Source organism: Sphingomonas sp. BLHR8, from assembly GCF_056821725.1.
The window spans coordinates 531266-555569 of record NZ_JBPDIM010000001.1; the positions used below are offsets into that span (position 1 = coordinate 531266).

General features: G+C 64.9%; 23 protein-coding genes, 1 tRNA gene and 2 pseudogenes. 16 read left to right on the plus strand and 10 right to left on the minus strand.

The window, feature by feature from the left end; all coding sequences use genetic code 11:
• The first annotated feature begins 297 nt into the window (after positions 1 to 297).
• Complete coding sequence (locus tag ACRYJK_RS02730) at positions 298 to 1608, plus strand: amidase family protein (protein WP_482666050.1); 1311 nt, start codon at positions 298 to 300, stop codon at positions 1606 to 1608.
• Here ACRYJK_RS02730 and ACRYJK_RS02735 read toward each other — a convergent pair.
• The 4 genes from ACRYJK_RS02735 to ACRYJK_RS02750 all read right to left on the minus strand — a co-directional run bounded on the left by ACRYJK_RS02735 (position 1605) and on the right by ACRYJK_RS02750 (position 5258).
• Positions 1605 to 2033, minus strand: coding sequence for an ASCH domain-containing protein (locus ACRYJK_RS02735; protein ID WP_482666051.1), 429 nt, complete (start codon positions 2031 to 2033; stop codon positions 1605 to 1607). The two genes, ACRYJK_RS02730 and ACRYJK_RS02735, sit on opposite strands and share 4 nt — an antisense overlap.
• Positions 2030 to 4156, minus strand: a complete 2127-nt coding sequence (locus tag ACRYJK_RS02740; RefSeq protein ID WP_482666052.1) for a GNAT family N-acetyltransferase — start codon at positions 4154 to 4156, stop codon at positions 2030 to 2032. The genes ACRYJK_RS02735 and ACRYJK_RS02740 overlap by 4 nt, the downstream gene beginning before the upstream one ends.
• 39 nt (positions 4157 to 4195) lie before the next feature.
• Positions 4196 to 4268: transfer RNA gene (locus tag ACRYJK_RS02745), tRNA-Thr, on the minus strand.
• A 54-nt stretch (positions 4269 to 4322) separates the two neighbouring features.
• Positions 4323 to 5258 carry a hypothetical protein gene (locus ACRYJK_RS02750; RefSeq protein ID WP_482666053.1) on the minus strand — a complete coding sequence of 312 codons (936 nt, stop codon included), beginning with the start codon at positions 5256 to 5258 and terminating at the stop codon, positions 4323 to 4325.
• A 29-nt stretch (positions 5259 to 5287) separates the two neighbouring features.
• Between ACRYJK_RS02750 and ACRYJK_RS02755 the strand changes: the two genes are divergently transcribed.
• The 14 genes and pseudogenes from ACRYJK_RS02755 (at position 5288) to ACRYJK_RS02820 (ending at position 16607) form a co-directional block, all read left to right on the plus strand.
• Positions 5288 to 5869 carry a NifU family protein gene (locus ACRYJK_RS02755; RefSeq protein WP_482667384.1) on the plus strand — a complete coding sequence of 194 codons (582 nt, stop codon included), beginning with the start codon at positions 5288 to 5290 and terminating at the stop codon, positions 5867 to 5869.
• 11 nt (positions 5870 to 5880) lie between these two features.
• The gene (locus ACRYJK_RS02760; protein WP_482666054.1) at positions 5881 to 6480 is read left to right on the plus strand and encodes a malonic semialdehyde reductase; all 600 of its coding nucleotides are present in this window, start codon (positions 5881 to 5883) and stop codon (positions 6478 to 6480) included.
• Between the two features lie 14 nt (positions 6481 to 6494).
• On the plus strand, positions 6495 to 7085 hold the full coding sequence (tsaB, locus tag ACRYJK_RS02765) for a tRNA (adenosine(37)-N6)-threonylcarbamoyltransferase complex dimerization subunit type 1 TsaB (RefSeq protein WP_482666055.1): 591 nt from the start codon (positions 6495 to 6497) through the stop codon (positions 7083 to 7085).
• A complete protein-coding gene (locus ACRYJK_RS02770; RefSeq protein ID WP_482666056.1) occupies positions 7082 to 7588 on the plus strand; it encodes a GNAT family N-acetyltransferase in 507 nt (168 codons plus the stop codon). Before tsaB ends, ACRYJK_RS02770 begins: the two co-directional genes overlap by 4 nt.
• A gap of 42 nt (positions 7589 to 7630) precedes the next feature.
• Positions 7631 to 8095: a Ros/MucR family transcriptional regulator gene (locus ACRYJK_RS02775; RefSeq protein WP_482666057.1), complete on the plus strand. Its 465-nt coding sequence runs from the start codon at positions 7631 to 7633 to the stop codon at positions 8093 to 8095.
• 93 nt (positions 8096 to 8188) lie between these two features.
• Positions 8189 to 8602: pseudogene (locus ACRYJK_RS02780) on the plus strand (Fur family transcriptional regulator); the annotation flags it as partial.
• A gap of 127 nt (positions 8603 to 8729) precedes the next feature.
• The gene (locus ACRYJK_RS02785; RefSeq protein WP_482666058.1) at positions 8730 to 9533 is read left to right on the plus strand and encodes a lysophospholipid acyltransferase family protein; all 804 of its coding nucleotides are present in this window, start codon (positions 8730 to 8732) and stop codon (positions 9531 to 9533) included.
• Between the two features lie 11 nt (positions 9534 to 9544).
• Positions 9545 to 10873 carry a tRNA (N6-isopentenyl adenosine(37)-C2)-methylthiotransferase MiaB gene (gene miaB / locus ACRYJK_RS02790; RefSeq protein WP_482666059.1) on the plus strand — a complete coding sequence of 443 codons (1329 nt, stop codon included), beginning with the start codon at positions 9545 to 9547 and terminating at the stop codon, positions 10871 to 10873.
• Positions 10870 to 11865: a PhoH family protein gene (locus tag ACRYJK_RS02795; protein ID WP_482666060.1), complete on the plus strand. Its 996-nt coding sequence runs from the start codon at positions 10870 to 10872 to the stop codon at positions 11863 to 11865. The genes miaB and ACRYJK_RS02795 overlap by 4 nt, the downstream gene beginning before the upstream one ends.
• Positions 11865 to 12383 carry an rRNA maturation RNase YbeY gene (gene ybeY, locus ACRYJK_RS02800; RefSeq protein ID WP_482666061.1) on the plus strand — a complete coding sequence of 173 codons (519 nt, stop codon included), beginning with the start codon at positions 11865 to 11867 and terminating at the stop codon, positions 12381 to 12383. The genes ACRYJK_RS02795 and ybeY overlap by 1 nt, the downstream gene beginning before the upstream one ends.
• Positions 12384 to 12390: 7 nt before the next feature.
• Entirely contained in the window at positions 12391 to 13323 is a 933-nt protein-coding gene (locus tag ACRYJK_RS02805; RefSeq protein ID WP_482666062.1) for a hemolysin family protein, read from the plus strand.
• A gap of 47 nt (positions 13324 to 13370) precedes the next feature.
• Positions 13371 to 14534 carry a glycosyltransferase family 4 protein gene (locus ACRYJK_RS02810; RefSeq protein ID WP_482666063.1) on the plus strand — a complete coding sequence of 388 codons (1164 nt, stop codon included), beginning with the start codon at positions 13371 to 13373 and terminating at the stop codon, positions 14532 to 14534.
• A pseudogene (locus tag ACRYJK_RS02815) lies at positions 14489 to 15805 on the plus strand (replication-associated recombination protein A). Before ACRYJK_RS02810 ends, ACRYJK_RS02815 begins: the two are co-directional and overlap by 46 nt.
• A gap of 43 nt (positions 15806 to 15848) precedes the next feature.
• Positions 15849 to 16607: a metallophosphoesterase gene (locus ACRYJK_RS02820; protein ID WP_482666064.1), complete on the plus strand. Its 759-nt coding sequence runs from the start codon at positions 15849 to 15851 to the stop codon at positions 16605 to 16607.
• Positions 16608 to 16613: 6 nt separating this feature from the next.
• Here ACRYJK_RS02820 and hslU read toward each other — a convergent pair whose 3' ends face one another.
• The 6 genes from hslU to wecB all read right to left on the minus strand — a co-directional run bounded on the left by hslU (position 16614) and on the right by wecB (position 22891).
• Positions 16614 to 17918: an ATP-dependent protease ATPase subunit HslU gene (gene hslU, locus ACRYJK_RS02825; protein WP_482666065.1), complete on the minus strand. Its 1305-nt coding sequence runs from the start codon at positions 17916 to 17918 to the stop codon at positions 16614 to 16616.
• Positions 17919 to 17928: 10 nt separating this feature from the next.
• A complete protein-coding gene (hslV, locus tag ACRYJK_RS02830; RefSeq protein ID WP_482666066.1) occupies positions 17929 to 18495 on the minus strand; it encodes an ATP-dependent protease subunit HslV in 567 nt (188 codons plus the stop codon).
• Positions 18496 to 18526: 31 nt separating this feature from the next.
• Entirely contained in the window at positions 18527 to 19600 is a 1074-nt protein-coding gene (locus tag ACRYJK_RS02835) for a mannose-1-phosphate guanylyltransferase (RefSeq protein ID WP_482666067.1), read from the minus strand.
• Entirely contained in the window at positions 19597 to 20337 is a 741-nt protein-coding gene (locus tag ACRYJK_RS02840; protein ID WP_482666068.1) for a class I mannose-6-phosphate isomerase, read from the minus strand. The genes ACRYJK_RS02835 and ACRYJK_RS02840 overlap by 4 nt, the downstream gene beginning before the upstream one ends.
• Before the next feature lie 141 nt (positions 20338 to 20478).
• Positions 20479 to 21747, minus strand: a complete 1269-nt coding sequence (gene wecC, locus ACRYJK_RS02845; RefSeq protein WP_482666069.1) for a UDP-N-acetyl-D-mannosamine dehydrogenase — start codon at positions 21745 to 21747, stop codon at positions 20479 to 20481.
• The gene (wecB, locus tag ACRYJK_RS02850) at positions 21728 to 22891 is read right to left on the minus strand and encodes a non-hydrolyzing UDP-N-acetylglucosamine 2-epimerase (protein ID WP_482666070.1); all 1164 of its coding nucleotides are present in this window, start codon (positions 22889 to 22891) and stop codon (positions 21728 to 21730) included. The genes wecC and wecB overlap by 20 nt, the downstream gene beginning before the upstream one ends.
• Before the next feature lie 132 nt (positions 22892 to 23023).
• On the opposite strand from wecB, the gene ACRYJK_RS02855 reads away from it, so the two are divergent.
• Positions 23024 to 24298 (plus strand): nucleotide sugar dehydrogenase, encoded by a 1275-nt coding sequence (locus ACRYJK_RS02855; protein ID WP_482666071.1) that lies wholly within the window; start codon positions 23024 to 23026, stop codon positions 24296 to 24298.
• Positions 24299 to 24304 lie beyond the last annotated feature (6 nt).

The following is a 24304-nucleotide window of genomic DNA, read 5'->3' on the forward strand; positions in this document are numbered from 1 at the left end:
CAGAAACCCCCCACTTCCCCCAACTTTTCGCTTCCTCCGTCATGCTGAACTCGTTTCAGCATCCAAGCGCGCGCCGCGTCATGGACCCTGAAACAAGTTCAGGGCGACGAGTAACTATGATGGCCCGTCACCCCGGACTTGATCCGGGGTCCAGCTGGGCGAGCCACCCACGTCGCGCAGAAAGCGGGGCCCCGGATCAAGTCCGGGGCGACGAGCGTGTCTCGCGCCTCCCTCTCGACACGCCCCCGCCTTTGCCCGATGCTCCCCCGCCAACGACAAGGGGGAGGGGGCCGACACATGACCGCACCACAGCGCGGCGCCGTTGCGACGCGCGACGCCATCGTCGCCGGCGAAACCACCGCGCTCGCCGAGTGCGAGGCCGCCATCGCCCGCATCGAGGCCGCCAACCCCACGCTCAACGCGGTTATCGTCAAACGCTACGACGAAGCGCGCGCCGAAGCCCGCGCCGCCGACGAAGCGCTCGCGAACGGCCAGCGCCTCCCCCTTCACGGCGTGCCGATGACCATCAAGGAGAGCTTCCAGCTCGCCGGCACCCCCGCCACCTGGGGCTTTACCGAGCACGCCGGCAACGTCGCCGCCACCGACGGCAGCACCGTCCGCCGGTTGAAGGCCGCGGGCGCAATCATCCTCGGCAAGACCAATGTCCCCGTCGGCCTCGCCGATATTCAGAGCGTCAACCCGATCTACGGCCGCACCGTCAACCCGCACGACCCGAGCCGCACCAGCGGCGGATCATCGGGCGGCGCCGCGGCGGCGCTGGCGAGCGGCATGGTTCCCCTGGAGCTCGGCACCGACATCGGCGGGTCGATCCGCACCCCGGCGCACTTCTGCGGCGTGTTCGGGCACAAATCGACCTACGGCGTCATCCCCTTGGACGGCCACCCCTTCCCAGGCACCGATGGCGCGGACCGGCCGCTGTCGGTGGCGGGGCCGATGGCGCGCGAGGCGCGCGACCTCGCCGCCGCCCTCGATGTCGTGACCGCCCAGCCGCTCCCCCGCCCGCGCTGGGAGGGGCTCGCCGGCCGCCGCCTGCTGCTGGTGACGCAGCATCCGCTCGCGCCGCTGATGGGTGCGATCCGCGACGGGCTGGAGGCGACCGCCGCGCGCGCCGAAGCCGCCGGTGCTACCGTCCTGCGCGCGCATCCGGGCCTCCCCGACCTCGCCGCGCTGACCACCGCCTATATGTTGATGCTCAACATGATCGTCAGCAACGGCGGCCCCGCGCCCGACGGGCACAAGCCGACGGTCGAGCAATGGTTCGCGCTATGCGACGCCCAGGCGCGTTACGAGCGGCAGATGGCGGCGCTGTTCGAGGACATCGACGCGATCCTGATGCCCGTCCACGGCACCACCGCCTTCCCCCACGACGACGAACCCGACCTGCGCCAACGCAAGCTTATTATCGACGGCGAAGAAACCCGCTTCGCCGCCCAGTTCGGCTGGATCGCCGTAGCCACCTTCTGCGGCCTCCCCGCCACGAGCGCCCCCATCGGCTGGCACGAAGGCCTGCCGTTCGGGATGCAAGTGGTGACCGCGCGGGGGCGGGACCATGAGGCGATTGCGTTGGCAGAGGCTCGGGAAAGCTAAGCCTTCGTTTGTCGACTAAGTCGAGCGACTTCTGCATCCGACAGCCGTGTCATCACCTGCGGCGGGTGAAAGCTGGGCCGAAGCTCTTTCAACGTTTCTACCGGGATTGACCGGAGTCGCATGATGTTGCTGATTTTGATCGCAGTTATCGTACTGACGCCGGAGGAGTATGCGTCGAACTCATGTCGACTCAATGCCGTTTCTGAGCCGTATGCATCCCATATCTCGTCCGGGGCACCGACGCTGACGCCCTTAACGATTACCGTTCCCTCGATACGACCGACAGGTTGCGTAACGTAGACCCAAAGACGCGTACCGAGGTTTAGTCTGGGTGTGCGGCGACGTATCTCTACGGTCTTTGAGCCCAAAAAGATAGCCCGCGCAAAGCATGGCTTTATCGAAATGACAAATTCGTCTGGGGTCATACCGACCTTCGCCAACCGATATCTACGATCTTTTCAATCAGTCTTGTCGAGATGGTCGTGGATGTAATGAGGTTCTGCCCGCCAACAGCCCCAATATCTCGAAGCACCCTCAATTTAACAGGTACAGGTAACTGTAGCACGTTATCGAATGTCGTGAGCAGGGCCCGGTCGCCTGCAGCAAAACGATCGGGGTCGTCGACAACAAGGAGTTGTGCAGCGTTTCTCGAAACCAAATGTTTGGGAACGATTGTTCGATCAACGAGCCGGGCAATCGCGACGATTGCACCCCTGCCACCCGACCTGATCGATTCATAAAACAGCACAATCGAGCCGGGATCTAACGCTTTCATTCCCACGACTCTGCTAACGTATCCCCGCAGGTTTGCGAACGCGACGTGACGCTCGTGTAGAAAGTCAAAGCTGCGATTCTGCGCCGTCCCTAAAAGCTCATCGGCGTATGCCTTTTGGATAGGCACGATCACCCCTATCGTGTTCCTTAGAACGACGATAGAGGGGCTAAAGTATTCGCCGACCCGGTCGTATGGTAGTTCGAATGTACTATTATGGCCAAACGAGACTTTAAGCGTTGTTTCGGTGGTAGTCGGAAGGATCGCAGGAAGTTCGACGCCAGTGTGCCTCCGAACTTCAGCGACAGTCGTCGCCCACGTAGCGTGCGTGACTGGATGCCCTACCGCGAGCTTCGTGAGCACTGACGGTTCGGAGGTTGCGATAAAACCACGCGCTTTTAGCGCATGTCTGAGAGCGGACTGACTGGGGTCGGCATAAATATCAACAAGGACGGGTCCAGAACGAGACGCTGCAGCGAGAATCGTGTCGATGAGTGTGTCGGCAAATAGAGAGAACTTTGGGTGATCCTCATCCGCGACGAGTACAGCCCGACATCTGTCCTTCACGGACTGCCCAAACAAAAGTGCACTAACGGCGACGACGCCATCAACTGACTCGACTGCGGAAATTAGAGATTCTTGGCTATTGGTGTCGGTGATGAAGTCAACTATTTTCGAACCTATTTGAGGGCAGGTCTCGAAGTACGTCTCGAGTTGCGAACTCGAGACCGTCCGGAGCGCGAAGTCGACACCCTGTCGATCATTGGTCGCTCCCTGGCCCTTTCGTTGGGGCAGGATCTCAATTGCTTCGTTGAGGGAGATTATGTCGATGCCAAACCGTGCAAACAGCTTGTCACGTGCGCGAAGAAGTGAGGAATCGCGCGTGACGAAGGCCGAGGCATGGGCCAAGGCCGCATGCGCGATGTGCCTCGCGTCGCTGATAGATTGAGCGGAATAAACGTCGGCCCGTCCGTCCTCGACAAAAATAGTGTGATGGATGTCATTCGCGAGTGCATCGCATGCCGCCGAGTCTACGCTCATTAGGCGAGGGAGTTGCAAGGCGAACTGAAGGAGTGTGTCGTTCGCGCTGTCGCTCGCGGTCCGGTGCAGCTCGCGCGTGAATTCATCGGAGACCGCTAGCCGGATATCATGTGCCAGACCGGCTGAGAAGAGCCGGCCGGCCTTATCCGCAAAACTCCGATCTCGAACTAGGTCTAGTAGCACGTTCAGGTCGAACGCGTAGACTGATCGACCTTTTGCAGCTTTGTGCAAAATTGCGGGACGAATTGCGTGGCCGGTGCGGAGTCCCGGATGTGAAAACAGGGTCTCCGAGGACAACTCGCGAATGTGGACCAGAATATTCCGTTTACGAGCTGATCCTCCGGGTCGTTGTGCCTTCTGAACGAAACCGTGAGACCGATAGAACGCCAACGATGTTGAAAGATCATCACGTATGTCGGCGCGGACAGTCTGAAAGCTGAGGCGCTCCAATCGGTCAATCAGGTACGAGAGTAGCTCCCCCGCTAAGCCACGCCGCCGCCACTGTTTGTGCACTACAATCTGCTGAACTTTAGCATGCGGGTATGATCCGCCGTAATGCAAATACCCAATGAGCTGTTTGTTTTCGATCAAACCGAGGACACGGTTCCTGTGAAGAGCCTCCTCGAAAGCACTTGAGCGCCAGAAGCCCACCGCTTCACGCTCTTGGTCCGCCAGCGCCACCATTTCTGCCAGATGGCTGCGAAGTCGTTGAGGGTTTTCTTCGATGACGGGCACGAAAGCTTCCGCGAACTGTCGGGTGAATCTCAACTCCGGTGCCGCGTGTCCGACTCGAACGGACGACCTACCGCTTACAAGGCGGTTGCTCTACCAGCTGAGCTAACGCGGCGTGCCGGGTGGGGCGGCCTTGGGTGGCGGCCCTTGGCGCGGGCTCGCGATAGCGTCAGGTGATGCCAAAGGTCCAGCCTTCGCGTGCGGCGACCTCCGCGGTCATCGGGGCGGGGTTCCACAGCGCGGCGTCGTCGGCGACCACGCGCAGCCAGGCGGCGGTGATCAGCGCGTCGGCGCGGTGGTCGTCGATGGCGCCATGCCAGTCGGTGCGCGCCCCCAGCGCGGTCAGCGCCTCCGCCAAGGCCGCATGGTCGCGCACCTTGCTGCGCGAGGGCGGCAGCCCCGCGGCGCGCGCGGCGAGGCTGGTGTAGATCTCGATGATCGCGGTGCCTCGGGTCGGCAGCGGGTCGAACGGCCAGAACGGCACGCGGCCCGCCAGCCGGTGAAACAGCCGCATCCCCGACAGCGAAGCCTTTCCCACCTGCGCCGCGCCGACAAGGTTGAAGCTGCTCGCCGAACGCGCCTGTCCGCTCGCGCGCTGGTGGTGCTCGACCACCCGCAGCCGGCCGATGCCGCCCCCGAACAGCGCCCCCTCGCGCCCGCCGTGCCGGCGAAAATAGGGGCTGAGGTGCGCCGCATCGATCAGGCCGAGCGCGGTGAGGTCGCGCTCGTCCGCGCTCAGCGCCTCGACCAGCGCCCACAGGCCGCGCGGGGTGTCGGGGGCGTCGGCCCAGCCGGGGAAGTAACTTTGCACGTCGCACCAGGGGAGGGTGGGGGAAAGGTCGAAGCCGATCAGCGTGTCCGCTCCGCTCGCCGCTTCGGCTTCGATGAAGGCCAGCACCTCGGCGCGGCTCCAGCGCAGGCCGTGGGCAGGCTCGATCAGCTCGACCGGCGCGTCGGCGCGCGCGCGGGCGAGCGCGATGCCGCGCGGGCGCGCACCCTTCGCCCCGGACCAGTCGATCGCAACGAAGGAGGAGAAGCGCGTCACGCGGGGGTGAGTGGGGGCGGCGGCGCCGGGTTGCAAGTTGCGGGAGATGGTCGCTTGCAAGCGGCGCGCGGCCTCGCCACATGGCGGGCATGCTCATCGAAACCGAACTCACCCCCAACCCGGCGACGCGCAAATTCCTGCCCGGGCGCCCCGTCAGCCCCTCGGGCCCGCTCGACTTCGCCAGCCCCGAAGCCGCTGCCGCGTCGCCGCTGGCGGAGGCGCTGTTCGACCTCGGCGACGTGACGGGGGTGCATTTCGGCACGGATTTCGTGTCCGTCAGCGCCGCTCCGGGTGTAGACTGGGTGACGCTGGAAGCCGACGTCGCGACGATCCTCCTCGACCACTTCACCGCAGCGATGCCGCTTATGCGCGAAGATCGTGAAGGTAACGGCATCAAAGTCCCCGCCGAACACGACTCGCAGTTCGCCGTCGATCCCGCCGATGCGGACATCGTGGCGCAGATCGAAGAACTGCTCGACAGCCGCGTCCGCCCCGCCGTCGCCAACGACGGCGGCGACATCAGCTTTCGAGGCTATGAAAAGGGCCACGTCTATCTCGCCATGCACGGCGCCTGCGCGGGCTGCCCATCCTCCACCGCGACGTTGAAGCACGGGGTGGAGTCGCTCCTCAAACACTACGTCCCCGAAGTCGTCGCCGTGCACGCGGTCTGAGGGGGGCGGAGATGACGACGAAAGCTCCGCTCGACGACCGGGCGCTCGACCAGCTGTTTCGCGAAGCGCGCACTTACTACGGTTACGATGACCGCCCGCTCGACGACGAGACGCTCGAACGGCTGTGGGACCTCGTGAAGATGGGGCCAACCAGCGCCAATTCGCTCCCCGCGCGGATCGTATGGGTAAAGAGCGCGGAGCAACGCGAACTGCTGGCAACGAAAGTCAGCGCCGGAAATGCGGACAAGGTGCGCTCCGCGCCGGTCACCGCGATCGTCGGCATGGACATGGAGTTTTACGAAGAGCTCCCTTGGCTGTTCCCGCACGACGATGCGCGCAGCTGGTTCGCCGGGAATGATGCGGCGATCCAGGCGACGGCGTTCCGCAACAGCTCGTTGCAGGGCGCCTATCTGCTCCTAGCAGCGCGGGCGTTGGGGCTCGACTGCGGGCCGATGTCGGGGTTCGACGCGGACGCCGTGCGTGAGGCGTTCTTCGCCGACCAGCCGACGGTGAAAGTGAACTTCATCACCACCATCGGCTACGGCGACCCGGCGAGCCTGTGGCCGCGCAGCCCGCGGCCGGAGTTCGCTCGCTTCAACCGCATCGTCTGACGGGCGGGGCGCGGGTGCGGACGCTCGTCTTTGACACGGCCACGCGCGCATTGTCGATGGCGCTGTTCGAGGACGACGCACTCGTCGACTACCATCACGAAGACGTAGGTCGCGGTCACGCCGAGCGCCTGATTCCGACGATCGCCGCACTTGAGGGTGGGGGGCGCGCGGAACGCATCGCGGTCGGCTGCGGCCCTGGCAGCTTTACCGGCACACGGGTCGCGATCGCCGCGGCGCGCGCCCTCGGCTTTGCGTGGGGCGCGACGGTGGAAGGGTTCGACACGCTGGCCCTCATCGAAGCGGACGCGCGTCGGCTCGGCGCCGAAGGCCAGATCGCGGTGATCGCGGAGGGCGGCCACGGGCAATGGCTGACCCGTTACCCGGGCGAACCGAGCCGCGCGATGAACCCGGCGGAGGCGTGGCAGACCGTGCCTGACCTCGCGCTCGTGGGGGATCGCGCCGCACAGTTCGCCGAAGGTCGCGAAATTCGCGTCCTCGCCGGTGCCGCAGATGCGCGCGCATATCCGTGGGTTGTCCCGGATGCGCGCGGACTTTCGGTGGCGCCCCGTTACGCACGCGCACCCGACGCGCGACCAGCGCAGTGAGCGAAATCCGCCGGGTCGGCCTTGACGCCGTCGACCGCATTGCAGCCGTCTCCGAGCGTGCGTTCGACCCGCGCTACGGCGAACGCTGGACGGCCGCCCAGTTGCGTAGCGGTTTCGCAACGCCGGGATATGTCATCCTCGAAGTGGCTGAGGAGGACATGTGTCGAGCATTTGCCGTCATCCGCACAGTTGCCGGAGAGAGCGAACTATTATTGCTGGCAACAGATCCTGACCATCGCCGACAGGGGCTCGCCGGCCTGCTCATCGAGCGATGGAAAGAGGAGGTGGGCGGCGGAACCCGTCGGTTTCTCGAAATGCGTGCCGACAATCCGGCGCGGAAATTATATGAGCATTTTGGATTTCGGGAGATTGGCCGGCGTCCAAACTATTACACCGGGGCCGACAACCAACTGCGCGATGCGATTACGATGGAGCATTTCGTTAAAGAGTCGCTGAGCAAATTCGCGAAAAGTGAAAGCGTTGCGCGCAATCTCAAGACCTGATAAGCGCAACGACGTATTTTTGCCCCATGATAGGAGGCCTGAGTGGCCGACACCGACAACAACGCCGAATTTCTCGCGACGCTCACTGCCGACATCATCTCGGCGCATGTGAGTAACAATAATGTCGCAAGCGACGAATTGCCGAATCTCATTCGCACCGTTCACGACGCTTTGTCCGGTCTTGGACAGCAGCAGGCCGAAGCTCCGCGAGAGAAACCGACTCCTGCGGTGTCGGTGCGCAGTTCGGTGAAGCCCGACTATCTTGTGTGTCTTGAAGACGGCAAGAAGATGAAGATGCTGAAGCGGTATCTGATGACGCGCTACAATATGACGCCGGATCAGTATCGCTCGAAATGGGGTCTTCCGGCCGACTACCCGATGGTGGCTCCGAACTATGCCGACCAGCGGCGCACGCTCGCGAAGTCGATCGGTTTGGGGTCGAAGGGGCGCGGTGGCGGTCGCAAGCCCGGATCGACGCGAAAGGGTACCGCGACCAACGGCCGCTAATGCGATAAGGATGTGAAGGCGCCGTCCGGCTTGTGAGCCGTGACGGCGCTTTCTATACCGGCGGCATGCCTTTCCCCGATGAGCATCGCTGACATGCCGCCCCGCATCGACGTCGAGGCGCTCTGCGCGCAAAAGGGATTGCGTATCACCGAACAGCGTCGCGTCATTGCGCGGGTGATCGGCGATAGTGTGGATCACCCGGACGTGGAGACGCTACACGCACGGTCGGCCGCGATCGACCCGGGCATTTCGATCGCAACGGTGTATCGCACGGTGCGTCTGCTCGAAGAAGCCGGCGTTCTCGACAAACATGACTTCGGCGACGGTCGGTCGCGATATGAGGCGTCGGGTGAGGTTCACCACGACCACCTGATCGACATCGAAAGCGGTCGGGTGATCGAGTTCAACGACGCCGACCTTGAAGCATTGCAGCGGGTGATTGCCGAACGGCTCGGATACCGCCTCGTCGACCATCGCATGGAGCTGTATGCGGTGCCGATCGAACGCGATGCCTCTGTAACGCCGCGCCCGGTGGACCAAGCCGAAGCAGCGGTCGACGCCTTGCATGTCGGCGGAGCGACGCATGTCCTCGGCGACACGCAGCGCGATGCTGACCCACGCCCCGAACTGCCGCATGGCGTCCCTGCTGACGGCACGCCGAAAGGGCGTTGACGCTCTCCCCTGGCTCGCCTGGGGCCGGGTCGGAGCGATCGCGGCCTGGCTTGTGCTCGCGCTCGTTTGTCATGGCGCGTCGCGGCTTTTGCGCGGACCATCGCGCTGGCCGCAGCGCTTCCTGGCCGGTGTGACGCGGATCGCGGGTGTAACGGTCGAAGTGCGCGGTCAACCCCTCCGTCGCGACGTCTTGTTCATCGCGAACCATATCAGCTGGCTCGATATCGCGGTGCTTGCGGGGAAGACTGGCAGCGCCTTCGTCGCCAAGGCGGAGGTGGCGCCGTGGCCGATCATCGGCTGGCTCGCGACGATCAACAATTCGGTTTATGTCGAACGCGGCGCGCGTCTGGATGTTGGTGCACAGGCGTTGGCGCTGGGAAATGCCCTCACCACCGGTCAGCCGGTCACCCTGTTTCCGGAAGGCACGACGGGGGACGGCTCGCAAATGCTGCCGTTCCGGTCGTCGCTGATTGCCGCGGTCGCGCCCCCTCCCGCGGGGATCGCGATCCAGCCCGTCGCGCTCGACTATGGCTCCGACGCCATGGCGATCGCTTGGGTGGAAGATGAGCCCATCGGCAGTAACGCGATCCGCGTGATGGCGCGCCGACGACCGATCAAGGTGGTACTGCACTTCCTCGAACCACTGCCGACCGCAGAATTCTTGGACCGCAAGGCGATCGCACGACATGCTCGGCAGGAAATTGAAGCCGCGCTGATGGCGCCTGCAAGCCGGACAGAGGGTGACGACCACCACTCCGCGCGCTAAGGCCGCAAGCAATGCGCAAAACTCCGCAAACCTTTCACGTGAAATCGTTCGGTTGCCAGATGAACGTCTATGACGGCGAGCGGATGAGCGAGCTGCTTTCCGCGCGCGGTATGGTGGCCGCGTCGGCCGACGATGCGGAGCTGATCGTCCTCAACACCTGTCACATCCGCGAAAGGGCGACAGAGAAGATCTACTCGGAGATCGGTCGGATCCATCATCGTGATGCCGGGCCAGCGATGGTGGCCGTGGCCGGGTGCGTGGCTCAGGCGGAGGGCGCGGAAATCGCTCGTCGCGCGCGGGTCGACGTGATCGCAGGACCGCAGACCATTCACCGACTGCCCGAACTGATCGACGCCGCGGTCGCCTCGCGACGCCCTGCGGTCGATACCGACCTCCCGACACTGGCCAAGTTCGAAGCGTTGCCGGGACGGCGGCGGCAGGGCGCGAGCGCTTTCCTGACGGTGCAGGAAGGGTGCGATAAATTCTGCACCTATTGCGTGGTTCCCTACACGCGCGGGGCGGAAGTCTCACGACCGTTTGCCGCGATCATGGACGAGGCGCGCACGCTCGTGGACCAGGGCGCGCGGGAGATCACCTTGCTCGGTCAGAATGTGAACGCCTGGCGCGGCGAAGATGACGTAGGTCACGAGGTCGGGCTGTGCGGTCTGATCCGCGCGCTCGATCGCATCCCCGGCCTGGCGCGCATCCGTTACACGACGAGCCACCCCAACGACATGACCGACGGCCTCATCGCCGCGCACGGCGATGTCGCATCCCTGATGCCATTCCTGCATTTGCCGGTGCAATCGGGAAATGACCGCGTGTTGAAGGCGATGAACCGCAGTCACGCTACCGACGGCTACTTGCGCTTGCTCGACCGCGTTCGCCGGGTGCGTCCCGATATTGCTTTGTCGGGCGACTTCATCGTCGGCTTTCCGGGTGAAACCGACCTCGAGTTCGAAGACACGCTCCGGCTGGTCGACGCGGTCGGATATGCGCAGGCCTTTAGCTTCAAATACAGCCCGCGACCCGGCACGCCGGCGGCACAGATGGAGGGGCAGATCCCTCACGCGGTGATGGACGAACGTCTCGAAGCGTTGAACGCGCGGCTCGATCGCGATCAGGCGGCCTTCAACGCGGCGAGCGTTGGTCGAACCTGCGATGTGCTGATCGAGCGCGACGGGCGTTTGCCGGGGCAGAAATTGGGCAAATCGCCCTGGCTGCAGTCAGTGCATATCGACGGCGCCACGCTCGGGATCGGGGCTCTGGTCACTGTCGAGCTGACGGCGGCCGGTCCGAAATCGCTCGCCGGGCAGCTGGCGATGAGTGAGGCCGCATGAGCCGCAAGGTCGCTCCCGCCAGACCCGGCGATCGCAGCCGTGCCGACGTCAGTTTTGACAAACCGCAGCTGTTGTCGCGCCTGTTCGGCCTCTACGACCAGAATCTGATCGCGCTCGAAAACCGCTTGGGCGTGTACATCACGGCTCGGGGCGACAAGGTTGGTCTGGAAGGGCCGGCGGAGAATGTCGCGGTCGCGCGCGATGTGCTGCTTGACCTCTACCGCCGCATCCAGCGCGGCGAGGAGGTGGATGCGGGGCTGATCGATGCGGTGGTCGCGATGCAGGTTGAGCCCACGCTCGACGGGGTCGTGCGGCAGGAGGCGCCTGATAGTCCGCAGTTGATGATCCGCACGCGTAAGAAGACGATCGTCCCGCGGTCGACCACGCAGATCGCCTATATGGAGAGCCTGCGCCGCGACGACATTATCTTCGCACTGGGGCCCGCGGGTACGGGCAAGACCTATCTCGCCGTTGCCCAGGCGGTGGCGCAACTCATCACCGGGAGCGTGCAGCGGCTGATCCTGTCCCGCCCCGCGGTCGAGGCGGGAGAAAAATTGGGCTTCCTCCCCGGCGACATGAAGGACAAGGTCGATCCTTACCTTCGTCCGCTCTACGACGCGCTCAACGACTGTCTGCCTGCGGAACAGGTCGAACGCCGCATCGCCAGCGGTGAGATCGAGGTCGCGCCGCTCGCCTTCATGCGCGGGCGCACGCTCGCGGACAGCTTCATCATCCTCGATGAGGCGCAGAACACGACGCCGATGCAGATGAAGATGTTTCTGACCCGTTTCGGGCAGAACAGCCGCATGGTCGTGTGCGGCGACCCTAATCAGACCGACCTCCCGGGCGGCACCGAAGCGTCGGGGCTTAACGACGCGGTTCGTCGCTTGGAAGGGGTCGAAGGGTTCGGCACGGTTCGGTTCGGTCCGGGCGACGTGGTGCGGCATCCTATCGTCGGCCGGATCGTCGAAGCCTACGAAGGCCAAGCCTGATGCCGCTCGACGTCGCGGTGGACCGCGGCGCCGTGTGGGAAGAGGGCGATCGACACTGGGCCGCCTGGTGTATGAAGGCGGCGACGGCGGCGTTGCGCGGCGCCGGTCTCGGGCGTCTCGTCGAAATGGACGCTGAAATCGCGATCCGGCTGGCCGACGACAAGGAAGTGCGGGCGCTCAACGCCCAGTATCGCGGCAAGGACCGACCGACGAATGTGCTCAGCTTCCCACAGCTGACGCCCGGGGAGATTACGTCGCACGAGCCCTGCGAACAGGAAATCCTTCTCGGCGACCTGATTCTTGCGCGAGAGACCGTTGTGCGTGAGGCCTCGGAAAAGAGTGTCCCACTGGAACATCACGTCGCGCATCTTATTGTGCATGGCACGTTGCACCTGATCGGTTACGATCATCAGGACGACGCGTCGGCAGACGCAATGGAACAGTTGGAGCGCACCGTACTGGCCGAGCTGGGGATCGACGATCCCTACGCCTCGGCGGACGGGGTTGGGGAGGAGTGAGATTTCAATGGCGAACGCCGCCAGATCGGAGGGCGACAGTCGCGGGCGCCTGTGGAAAAGCTTTCGCACGCTGATGTTCGGCGACGCGGCCGAACAAACGCTGCGCGAACAGATCGAAGAAAAGATTGCCGAAGCGGACGAGGACGAGAACGCCTCAGCCAACGCCAGCAATGGCGATAACGGCGATCTGAGCGCCATTGAGCGCGAAATGCTGCGCAACATGCTGAGTTTTGGCGACAAGACTGCCGACGACGTGGCGGTGCCCCGCGGCGACATCATCGCGCTCGCCGAAACAGCAAGTTTTGACGACGCCGTAGCCGCGTTCGAGGACGCCGATCACAGTCGCCTGCCGGTTTACCGCGGGAGCCTCGACGAAGTGGTCGGGATGCTGCACGTCAAGGACCTGTTCGGCATCATGGCGCGCGACGATCAGCGGCCCGCGTCGCTGTCGGCGATTCTTCGCCAGCCGCTCTACGTGCCGCAGTCGATGTCGGCGATGGAGCTGCTCGCCGAAATGCGTGCCAAGCGGGTGCACCTTGCGATCGTGCTCGACGAATATGGCGGTACTGACGGGCTGGTGACCATCGAAGACCTGATGGAGGAAATTGTCGGCGACATCGAGGACGAGCATGACGACGCGCCCGTCGTGCTCATCCAACTGCTCGACGACGGCATCTGGGAGGCCGACGCGCGTGTCGAACTTGAGGATCTCGCGCGTGATGTCCACCCGGTGTTCGCCATCCATGACGAGGAGGTCGACACGCTGGGTGGTCTCGCTGCCATGACCGCCGAGCGGGTTCCTGCGGTGGGCGAGGTGGTCGCGCTCGATAGTGGCTGGCGGCTGGAAATCCTTGCGGCCGATGAACGGCGCATCGAGCGGCTCCGCATTCACGCGCCAAGCGAAGCAATGATCGGAGAGTTCGCCGGTGGCGAAATCTGACGCGGCTTCGCGTTGACAGTCGGGAACGAGCGGGTAGGCCGCCAGCGATGACCGACCTTCCGCTGCGGCTGGCGCTTTTCAGCGGCAATTACAATTATGTGCGCGATGGCGCGAACCAGTCCCTCAACCGACTGGCGGCGCATGCCCTGAACCGCGGCGTCGGTCTGCGCGTCTATTCACCGACGACGGATACGCCGGCGTTTCCACCCACGGGTGACCTGGTCAGCGTGCCCTCGACCGCACTGCCGTTCGGTCGGGGGGAGTATCGCCTCGCGACGGGGCTCCCCGCATCCGTGCGCGCCGATTTGGCCGCGTTTGCGCCGACCATCGTGCACACCAGCGCCCCGGACATCCTGGGCCACCGCGCGGTCACCTGGGCAAAAGCCAACGGCCTTCCCGTTGTCGCGTCGGTGCACACGCTGTTCGAAACCTACCTCGCTTATTACAAGGCGCAGTTCCTCGAGGGCGCGGCGGTCGCGCTCCTTCGTCGCTACTATAATCGGTGCGACGCGCTTTTGGTGCCGTCCGAACACATAGGCGAGCGACTGCGGGGGCAGGGGATCACTGCGCCGATCGACGTCTGGTCGCGTGGGGTGGACCATGAACGCTTTAATCCCGCCCGGAGAGACCTCGCGTGGCGGCGCTCGCTCGGCCTTCGCGACGATGTGCCGGTGGTCGGCTTCCTGGGCCGGCTGGTGCTCGAAAAGGGGCTCGACATGTTCGCAGCCACCGCCGCCGAACTCCGCCGCAGGGAGGTGCCGCATCAGATTTTGGTCGTCGGCGACGGGCCGGCTCGCGCCGATTTCGAACGCGAGCTGCCCGGCGCCGTCTTCGCCGGTTTCGTGACCGGGGACGACCTCGCGCGGGCGGTGGCCTCGTTCGACATCTTTCTACAGCCATCGGTGACCGAGACGTTCGGCAATGTGACGCTCGAGGCGCAGGCGGCGGGCGTGCCGGCGGTGGCCGCCGATGTGCCAGCGGCGCGGTCTATCGTCCTCGACGGGGTCAGCGGCCAGCTGGTGCCCGCCTATGATCCCAAGGCCTATGCCGACGCCATCGCCGGCTACGTCGCTGACCCGCAAAGCTTGCACGCCGCGTCTGCAGCAGCGGTCGAGCGGGCGAAAGCATTCGATTGGGAGGTCATCAACGACCGCGTCGTCGCCGTATGGCAGCGCGAGGTCGCGCGCGCACGGTCGAGGGCCGCTGGATGATCGATGCCGCCCCGCTGGCCGAGCGCATGCGGCCGCGGCGGCTCGAGGACGTCGTCGGGCAGGAGCTTCTCACCGCCCCCGATGCCCCGCTTGGTCGGATGGTCGCGGCGCGGCGGATCGGCTCGCTGATCCTGTGGGGGCCCCCGGGAACCGGTAAGACCAGCATCGCCCGTTTGCTCGCCGAAGCCGGCGGGCTGCGCCAAGTCAGCCTGTCGGCAATTTTTTCGGGCGTAGCTGACCTCAAGAAGATGTTCGCAGACGCGGCTGCCGCGCGGGCGCTGGAAGGCCCGACGTTGCTGTTCGTCGACGAAATTCACCGCTTCAATCGGGCGCAGCAGGACGCGTTTTTGCCGGTCGTCGAGGATGGCACGATCATCCTCGTCGGTGCGACCACCGAAAATCCGTCCTTCGAACTCAATGGCGCGCTGCTGTCGCGCTGCCAGCTTTTGATCTTGCGAAGGCTCGACGAGGTCGCGCTAGCGGAGCTGCTGACGCGGGCGGAAACGGCGCTTCAACGCAGCTTGCCGATCGACGAGGCTGCGCGAGACATGCTGATCGCGCTCGCCGATGGTGATGGCCGCTTTCTGCTCAATCAGGTCGAGCGCCTGGTCGACCTCCCGGAGACGACCAGGCTGGGCCCGGAGGGGCTGGAAGCGCTGCTGCAGCGGCGCCCTGCCGGCTACGACAAGGATCGAGAGGGGCATTACGGGCTGATCTCCGCGATGCACAAGGCGATGCGGGGGTCGGATCCGGACGCGGCCCTCTACTATGTCGCGCGGATGCTCCGCGGCGGCGAGGACCCGCTCTACGTCGCGCGCCGCATCGTCCGCTTCGCCAGCGAGGATGTCGGGCTGGCCGACCCGCAGGCGCTCGTTCAGGCGATGGCGGCGGTTGAAGCCTACCGGCTGCTCGGCTCCCCCGAAGGTGAGCTGGCGATCGTCCAGGCCTGCATTTACAACGCGACCGCGCCCAAATCGAACGCGGTGTAAAAGGCGGAGAAAGCCGCTCGTCGGCTCGCTGAAAGCGGCGGCAGCGTCGCCCCACCCGCGCATATCCTGAACGCCCCGACGAAGACGATGAAGGCGATCGGCCGCGGCGATGGCTATCGATACGATCACGACCAGCCGGACGCCTTTTCCGGCCAGGACTATTGGCCAAGCGAGGTTGGACGCCACACGCTCTACGCGCCATCTGAGCGGGGCTTTGAGGCGCGCCTGCGTGAACGTCTCGCCTGGTGGGCGGCTCGACGGGCAGAGCGGAGCGCGTCCTGACCCTTGCGTTCGGCCCGACCGAGCGCCACATCGCGCGGCGCCGATGGTCTTCTCCCTTTTTCGCAAAACGCCGACCGTACCTCCGCCCGCCGTCCCACCGGGCGAGCGGGTCTATGCGATCGGCGACATCCATGGGCGTGACGATTTGTTCGCGACCTTGCTCCACCTCATCGAAGACGATCGGGCGGCTGCCCCGTCGCTGAAATGCACGTTGATCCTGCTGGGTGACCTGATTGACCGCGGACCCTCATCCAAGCAGGTGATCGCGCGAGCGATGCGGGTGCGGTCGGAGTTCGACGCCTTCCACCTGTTGCTCGGCAATCATGAGGAGGTGTTCCTCAAGGCGCTGCGTGGGTCGCGCGAATCCATTCGCTTCCTCGTCAAACAGATGGGCGGGAGCGCGACCATCGCCAGCTACGGTCTCAACGGCGCACGTTACGAGGCGATGGACTTTGACGAGTTGAGCGAAGTGTTTCCTCCGCTCGTTCCGACCGAGCAGCGGCGATTTCTGGAGCAGGGCGAAGGGTGCGTCGTCATTGGCGACTACGCATTCGTCCATGCCGGCGTCCGCCCGCGCATCCCGCTCGACGCACAGCAGGGCAGCGATCTGCGCTGGATCCGCGGCGATTTTCTCGACTATCGGGGCGCGCACGACAAGATCATCGTGCATGGTCACACCATCACCCCGCAAGTCGAGGACACAGGCGTGCGCATCGGCATAGACACGGGCGCATTTTCGACCGGACGATTGACGGCGCTCGTGCTTGAGGGCGCCGATCGTCGCTACCTCGCGACGAGCTGAGCGGCTCTAAAGCACATATTTGCTGAGGTCGGTGTTGGTGGCGATCTCGGCGAGTTCGCGTCGGACATAGTCGGCATCAACGCGCACGGTCTCGCCCGTCCGGTCCTCTGCCTCGAAACTCAATCCCTCGAGCAAGCGCTCCATCACCGTCTGCAAACGACGAGCACCGATGTTTTCGACTTGCGCGTTGACGCTCGCCGCCACGCGCGCGAGTTCCGCGATCGCGTCGGAGGTAAATTCGACGGTGACACCCTCGGTCTCGAGCAGGGCGCTATATTGCCGGGGTAGCGCCGCGCGGGTGTCGGTGAGGATGGCGACAAAATCCTCTTCGGTCAGCGCGGCCAGCTCGACCCGAATGGGCAGGCGGCCCTGCAGCTCCGGCAGCAGGTCCGACGGCTTTGCGACGTGAAACGCGCCGCTGGCGATGAAGAGGATATGGTCGGTCTTGATCGGCCCGTGTTTGGTGGCGACGGTCGTTCCCTCGATCAGCGGCAGAAGGTCGCGCTGCACGCCTTCACGACTGACCGAGCCGCCGCGCACGTCGCTGACCGCGATCTTGTCGATCTCGTCGAGGAACACGATACCGTTGGCTTCGGCATCGGCGATCGCCACGCGTGCTACGTCGTCATTGTCGAGCCGACGGTCCTGCTCTTCCTCGACCAGACGCTTCCACGCTTCGCCGACCTTCAGCTTGCGTCGCCGTTTCGGACCGTCGCGTCCGAGCGCCTTGCCGAGCATGTCGCCGATATTGATCATGCCGACGCCGCCTACCCCCGGGGGCATCTCGAACGGCATCTGCGGCGTCTCGGAAATTTCAATCTCGACTTCCGCCTCGTCGAGCGCGCCCTCTTCAAAACGCTGCCGAAAACTGGCGCGCGTCGCCTCGCTCGACCCTTTGCCGGTTAGCGCGTCGAGCAGCCGTTCCATCGCGGCGGCTGTGGCCGCTTCGCGCACCGCTTCGCGACGACGCTCGGTTTCGAGCCGCACTGCCTCCTCGACCAGGTCGCGCGCGATCTGTTCGACGTCGCGCCCGACATAGCCAACCTCGGTGAACTTCGTCGCTTCAACCTTCACGAACGGCGCGTCCGCAAGCTTGGCGAGCCGGCGACTGATCTCGGTCTTGCCGCAACCGGTCGGGCCGATCATCAGGATGTTCTTGGGCGTGACCTCGTCGCGCAGTTCAGGCGCGAGGCGCTGGCGGCGCCAGCGATTGCGCAGCGCAATGGCGACGGCCCGCTTGGCATCGCGCTGCCCGATGATGTGCTCGTCGAGGGCGGCCACAATCGCCTTTGGCGTCAACTGGTCGTTCAATGAAGGGTCCTCAATCGGAGCTTGCTGGCGCCGCGATGTCGATCGCCTCCACGGTGAGCTGGTCGTTCGTGTACACACAGATGTCGGCGGCGATGGCCATGGCCTTGCGCGCGAGCACCTCCGCGTCCGCCTCATAATCCGAGAGCGCACGGGCCGCGGCGAGCGCATAGTTGCCACCCGACCCGATCGAGACCACGCCGTGGGCCGGCTCCAGCACGTCGCCGTTTCCGGTCAGCACCAGCGTCAAGTCCCGGTCCGCGACGATCATCATCGCTTCGAGGTTGCGGAGATATTTGTCGGTCCGCCAATCCTTGGCCAGCTCGACCGCGGCGCGCAGTAGCTGGCCGCGGTGCGCCTCCAGCTTACGTTCGAGCCGCTCGAACAGCGTAAAGGCGTCCGCGGTCGCACCGGCAAAGCCCGCGATGACGCTGCCGTCATGCAGGCGCCGCACCTTGCGCGCGTTCGGCTTCATGATGGTCTGGCCCATAGACACCTGGCCGTCGCCGACAATGACGACACGATCGGGCTTGCGCACGGCGAGGATGGTAGTGCCGTGCCACGGGGACGAGGATGTCATGTGGCGCGATATGGGACCGGCTGGTGCGGCTTCAAGCGGAGGGCGTTGCTTTCCCGTCGCGACGCTTGGCTTCGGCAACCAGCCGTTTCACGTCCTGCGCGCGGGCGCGAGGCAGCACCATCACTTCGTCCGCCGTCGCAACGACGATCAGATCATCGACGCCCAGCAGGGAAATGCGAGGACCGCCCGCCGAGCGCACCAGATTGCGGCGTGCATCGAGGATGATCGCGCCTTCGTCCGCGACATTTCCGTCGACGTCCTTGGGGGAGAGGTCGTAGATCGCTGACCAGCTGCCGACATCCGACCAGCCGGGGTCGGTGGGCACGGAAACCACGCGGCCGCTCCGCTCCATCACCGCATAGTCGATTGAATCGGACCGGGCCGCGTGAAAGCTTTGGCTCTCCGGGCGGACCGTTCCCCCCTCGCTCGACGCTTCGGCCATCGCCTGCGCGACCGGAACGGCAATCTCACCCGCATGCTCATCCAGCGCCGCCAGATACGCATCGGCGCGCATCAGGAAGATGCCGGCATTCCAGTAATGGCCGCCGGCGTCGATCATCGCCTGTGCGCGGTCGGCATCGGGCTTTTCGATAAAGCGTTCCACTTGCCGCACCGCCTCGTCCCCATGGCAAGCGATGTAGCCATAGCCCGTCTCAGGACCGGCGGGCGCGATGCCGAACGTTGCCAGCGCGCCGCGCTCGACCGCCGGGGTCGCGTGCTCGACGGCGGCGTGAAAAGTGGCGGGGTCGCTGATCACATGATCGGACGGCATGACGAGCATCATCGTCGCATCCGCTCCGACCGCATGTGCGGCGAGCGCGATCGCCGGCGCGGTATTGCGCGCGGCCGGCTCGACGATGATGCGCGCGTCTTCGATCCCGGCGCTAGCCAGATCCTCCGCGACATGCGCGACATGGCCGAAACCGCACACGATGACCGGAGCGTCATAGCGGCGACGGTCGGCGACGCGGGCCAGCGTCGCTGCAAACATGGTGCGGTCTTCCACCAGCGGCAGAAACTGCTTCGGTCGGCGGTCCGTCGACAGCGGCCAGAGCCGGGTGCCAGAGCCCCCGGACAGGATCACGGGCACGATTGTCGCTCTCATGCCGAACCCCCCTTCGCCCAAGCGACAGCAACGTTGACGCCCGCAGGAATTTCGACCCGCCCAGGGTCATCCGTGCGAGCGCATTCGCCGACCTGCACCGTCTCATCATCAACTCGGCACGAGCCATCCAGAGGAACGACGTAAATCGGGCTGGGCAGTTTCAGCGATGCGCTCCCCGGCCCCTCGATGCGACGCAAGCCGAAATGCGGACCGTCGACGAGCAGCGCGTCGCCGCTCGTCCCTACGTGACGATCGCGGCTGCTTCCCCCGGCGCTCGTCCGCGCGACGGCGAGACCATCGTCGAGATGCAGCTCGCGCGGGCGGCCATAGTCGTAAAGGCGGTAGGTGAGATCGACGTTCTGCTGCACCTCAAGGATGATGACATCCCCGCCGATCGCGTGAATCGTGCCCGCATCATTGTAGATGAAGTCGCCCGCGCGCGCTGGGCGCCAGTCGATCATATCTTCGATCGCGCCTGAGAGCGCCGCCGCGTGGAGCGTCTCGACCGTCGCGTCGCGCTTGAGCCCGACGCCGACTTCCCCGGCCGGACCGGCGTCGAGCACCAGCCAGCATTCTTCCTTGCCGCGCGTAAAGCCACGCTGTTGCGCTTGGGAATCGTCGGGGTGAACCTGAACCGACAGCCGCTCGGACGTGAAAAGATATTTGATCATCAACGGGGCGTCGTCGCCGGCCGGATCCTCGAACCAAATTTCGCCGACCGATTCGCCCTGTGGCACAGCGAACGCAGGCGGCAATTGGGTTCGACCCCACGGTTTGTGAACGATGCGCGTGGCCAGTTTCATGGGTAGCGGAAACTCCGATCACAGGGACGGCTGCGATCGCTCTACACCTGATTGCCGGGGTACCAAAGCCGTCCCCTAGGGCACCCAGGCACCCCGCGTGTCGTACACGGTGGAGCCGGCGCGTTCTTCGGGCGGCACCGATTTGAACAAGTCATGGTCCACAAGCACGATCAACAGGTCCGCCTGTGCCAGCGCATCGTCGAGGTCGACCAGCCGCGCGCCGGTCTCCGCCAGCGCCGAGGGCAGGGTCGAGACGAAGGGTTCGACGATCATCACCCGCTCCCCGTGCGTGCGCGCGAGATTGAGAGCCACGTCGAGCGCCGGACTCTCGCGAAAGTCGTCGATGTTGGGTTTGAAGGCGAGCCCCAGGCAGGCGATCTGCGCGTCAGGCTTTTTCGCGATTGCCTCGGCGGCGAGGCGCAAGGCGCGACCGGTCACGTAATCGCACTTGGCGTCGTTCACCTCCCGCGCAGTGCGGATTAGGCGAGCGGTCTCGGGCGCGCTGGCGACGAGAAACCATGGATCGACGGCGATGCAGTGCCCGCCGACGCCCGGGCCTGGCTGCAAGATATTGACCCGCGGGTGCCGGTTGGCGAGGCGAATGACCTCCCAAACATCGACGTTCAGATGTTCTGCGAGCATCGACAATTCATTGGCAAAGGCGATGTTGACGTCGCGGTAGCTGTTCTCGACCAGCTTCACCATCTCGGCGGCGCGCGCCGTCGTGGTAAGACAAGCGCCCCGGACAAAGCGTTTGTAAAAGCTCATCGCCTTACGGGCGCAGCGGGGCGTCACGCCACCGATGACCCGATCATTGTCGACCAGCTCGATGAGGATGCGACCGGGGAGCACTCGCTCGGGGCAGTAGGCGACGGCGATGTCCGCGGCACCATCGGTCATACCCGGCACGGACAGGTCCGGACGTGCGGCGGCGATGCGCTGGGCGATCGCGTTGGTCGTGCCGACCGGAGACGTGGATTCGAGAATGACGAGATCGCCGCGTTTCAGCACCGGGGCAATGGTGTCCGCCGCCGCTTCGACATAGCTCGTGTCCGGGGTCCGGTCATCACGGATGGGTGTGGGGACGGCGATTACGAAAACGTCGGCTTGCGGGGGCGTGGTCGACGCGGTCAGCAGCCCACGCGACACGACGCCCTGAACCAACCCGTGGAGGTCCACCTCCTCGATGTGCACCCGTCCGTCGTTGACCGTATCGACGACGTCGCGGCTGACGTCGACGCCGACGACCCGAGCACCGCTCCGCGCGATCACCGCGGCGGTGGGGAGGCCGATGTAGCCGAGCCCAATGACCGTGACCTGCAATTCAGTCGAGGGCGTGGACATGCCCGATGATCCTCGCAATTCGCTCGGCCGCGTGGCCGTCGCCGTATGGATTGTGCGCCCGCCGCATGGCGAGCCGCATGGCCTCATCATCGAGCAAGGTGAATATACCGGAAACGATGCCGTCCTCGTCCGTGCCGACCAGCCGGGCGGTGCCGGCGGCGACGCCTTCCGGGCGCTCGGTGGTGTCGCGCATAACGAGCACGGGCTTGCCGAGGCTGGGCGCTTCCTCCTGCACACCGCCCGAGTCGGTCAGCACCAGTTCCGCCTTCGCAAGGAGCGCGACGAAGTTCGCATAGTCCAGCGGGTCGATGAGCGCGACATTGTCTCGGTCTCCCAGCATCGGCTCCATGACGGGTCGAACCTGCGGGTTGGGGTGGACGGGAAAGATGATGGCGACATCCTCGCGCTCGGCGATGCGGCGCAGCGCACGCCCAATGGCCTTCATCCCCTCGCCGAAGTTCTCCCGGCGGTGCGAGGTGACGGCGATGATACGCTTGGATTGAAAGCGTTTTGCCAACGGCAGCAGCACATCGGCGAGCTCAGGCTCGGCTTCAATGCGCTCGCGCATCGCGAGCAGCGCGTCGATGACGGTGTTGCCGGTCAGGTGGATTGTGTCCTCGTCGACATTCTCCCGCCGCAGCGCCGCCGCGGCTGTCTCCGTCGGCGCGAAATGGAGGTCGGCGAGGACGCCGGTTACGCGGCGATTGCCCTCCTCGGGCCAAGGCGAATATTTGTCGCCGGAGCGAAGGCCAGCCTCGACGTGCCCGACTGGAATCTTTCGGAAGTACGCCGCGAGGGTGCAGATGGCGGTGGTCAGCGTATCGCCATGGACCAGCACCCGGTCTGGCCTGATTTTGTCGAGACACGGGCCGAAGGTCGCCAGAATGCGGGCGGCCAGCGTGTCGAGCGACTGGCCGTCGGTCATCAGGTCGAGATCATGGTCGGGCGTGATTGCAAAGGCGCGAAGCACTTGATCGAGCATGCCGCGATGTTGCGCGGTGACGACAACTTTGACGTCAAGGTCGCCGCGCGCCCGGAGTGCGGTCACGACGGGCGCCATCTTGATGGCCTCCGGCCGAGTTCCGAACGCGAGCAGGATCGTTGGTCGGCGCGGGCTGCGGGGTGGTCCGGAGGGGTCGGGCATTGTCCCCGTATAGGCGGGTCAGGCCAAGAAAGTGTCAACGCCGATTGATTGCACCGGCGGCCCCATGCCGCTAGGGCGCAGGCCGCTCGCAATGGAGCGCGCGCGCTCGCTCAACAGATAAGAGGTTGCAAAATGGCTCCCACGGTGCAGCGCGTGGCTGTGATTGGGCTCGGTTACGTCGGGCTTCCGCTGGCGGTCGCGCTCGCGAAGAAGTTCGAGACGTGGGGGCTGGACGTCGCGAAAGGGCGGATCGCCGAGCTCGAGCAGGGCTACGACCGCACGGGGGAAATCGACCGTGACCGCCTCGAAGCTTCTTCGCTGCGGCTGACCAGCGATCCTGGCGAAATCCCGCCCGCCGATTTCTATATCGTCACCGTCCCGACGCCGATCGACGAGCAAAACCAGCCGGATCTGCGGATGGTCGAGGCAGCATCGCGCACGGTTGGCGCCATGCTTCACGCTGCCATGTCCCCCATCGTGGTTTACGAAAGCACCGTTTACCCGGGCGTGACTGAGGACGTTTGCGCACCGATTCTTGAGCAAGTATCCGGGCTCAAGTGCGGTGTCGATTTCTGGCTCGGCTACTCGCCTGAGCGCATCAATCCGGGTGACCGCGAACATACGATCGACAAGATCACAAAGGTCGTGTCGGCGCAGACTCCCGAAGCGCTCGACCGGGTCGCGGCTCTTTATGATGCGGTGACGAGCGGCGGGGTATTCCGTGCCGCATCGATCCAGGCTGCCGAAGCCGCCAAGGTGATCGAAAATGCGCAGCGCGACATCAACATTGCCTTCATGAACGAGATCGCACAGATTTTTCAGAAGCTGGACCTCAGCGTCTGGGACGTGCTCGACGCAGCCCGCACGAAGTGGAATTTTCTCCCCTTCTCCCCGGGGCTCGTCGGCGGGCACTGCATTGGCGTCGACCCTTATTACCTCAGCCATCGTGCTTCAGAACTTGGCCACGATCCCAAGGTCATCTTGGCCGGTCGCGCGGTCAACGACGGCATGGGCGCATGGGTCGCCGACCAGATCCACGCCGCATCGCGCGGCGGCGGGCGCAGGGCGCTCGTCCTTGGACTGACGTTCAAGGAAGACGTGCCCGACCTGCGCAACAGCAAGGTCGTCGACGTGATCAACGGGCTGAAGGGCCACGGATATGACGTGACCGTGCACGATCCGCACGCCGATCCCGAAGAAGCGACGCACGAATATGGGCTAACGCTGAGCGGCGACGATGCGCTACGATCGGACGCGCCCTATGATCTCGTCGTCGTCGCGGTGCCGCATGCGCATTATCGCGAACTTGGCGTGGAAACGATCGCCGCGCTGCGTCGGGATGGCGGTGTGCTGGCCGACCTGCGCAATCTCTTCCCCGGTGACGCGACGGTCGACTGGCGGCTCTAACGCTTT

Coding starts and splice junctions, on each gene's coding strand:
- ACRYJK_RS02730 (WP_482666050.1), top strand. CDS start 298: ATGACCGCACCACAGCGCGGCGCCGTTGCGACGCGCGACGCCATCGTC.
- ACRYJK_RS02735 (WP_482666051.1), bottom strand. CDS start 2,033: ATGACCCCAGACGAATTTGTCATTTCGATAAAGCCATGCTTTGCGCGG.
- ACRYJK_RS02755 (WP_482667384.1), top strand. CDS start 5,288: ATGCTCATCGAAACCGAACTCACCCCCAACCCGGCGACGCGCAAATTC.
- ACRYJK_RS02760 (WP_482666054.1), top strand. CDS start 5,881: ATGACGACGAAAGCTCCGCTCGACGACCGGGCGCTCGACCAGCTGTTT.
- ACRYJK_RS02785 (WP_482666058.1), top strand. CDS start 8,730: ATGGCGTCCCTGCTGACGGCACGCCGAAAGGGCGTTGACGCTCTCCCC.
- miaB (WP_482666059.1), top strand. CDS start 9,545: ATGCGCAAAACTCCGCAAACCTTTCACGTGAAATCGTTCGGTTGCCAG.
- ACRYJK_RS02795 (WP_482666060.1), top strand. CDS start 10,870: ATGAGCCGCAAGGTCGCTCCCGCCAGACCCGGCGATCGCAGCCGTGCC.
- ybeY (WP_482666061.1), top strand. CDS start 11,865: ATGCCGCTCGACGTCGCGGTGGACCGCGGCGCCGTGTGGGAAGAGGGC.
- ACRYJK_RS02805 (WP_482666062.1), top strand. CDS start 12,391: ATGGCGAACGCCGCCAGATCGGAGGGCGACAGTCGCGGGCGCCTGTGG.
- ACRYJK_RS02810 (WP_482666063.1), top strand. CDS start 13,371: ATGACCGACCTTCCGCTGCGGCTGGCGCTTTTCAGCGGCAATTACAAT.
- ACRYJK_RS02820 (WP_482666064.1), top strand. CDS start 15,849: ATGGTCTTCTCCCTTTTTCGCAAAACGCCGACCGTACCTCCGCCCGCC.
- hslV (WP_482666066.1), bottom strand. CDS start 18,495: ATGACATCCTCGTCCCCGTGGCACGGCACTACCATCCTCGCCGTGCGC.
- ACRYJK_RS02835 (WP_482666067.1), bottom strand. CDS start 19,600: ATGAGAGCGACAATCGTGCCCGTGATCCTGTCCGGGGGCTCTGGCACC.
- wecC (WP_482666069.1), bottom strand. CDS start 21,747: ATGTCCACGCCCTCGACTGAATTGCAGGTCACGGTCATTGGGCTCGGC.
- wecB (WP_482666070.1), bottom strand. CDS start 22,891: ATGCCCGACCCCTCCGGACCACCCCGCAGCCCGCGCCGACCAACGATC.
- ACRYJK_RS02855 (WP_482666071.1), top strand. CDS start 23,024: ATGGCTCCCACGGTGCAGCGCGTGGCTGTGATTGGGCTCGGTTACGTC.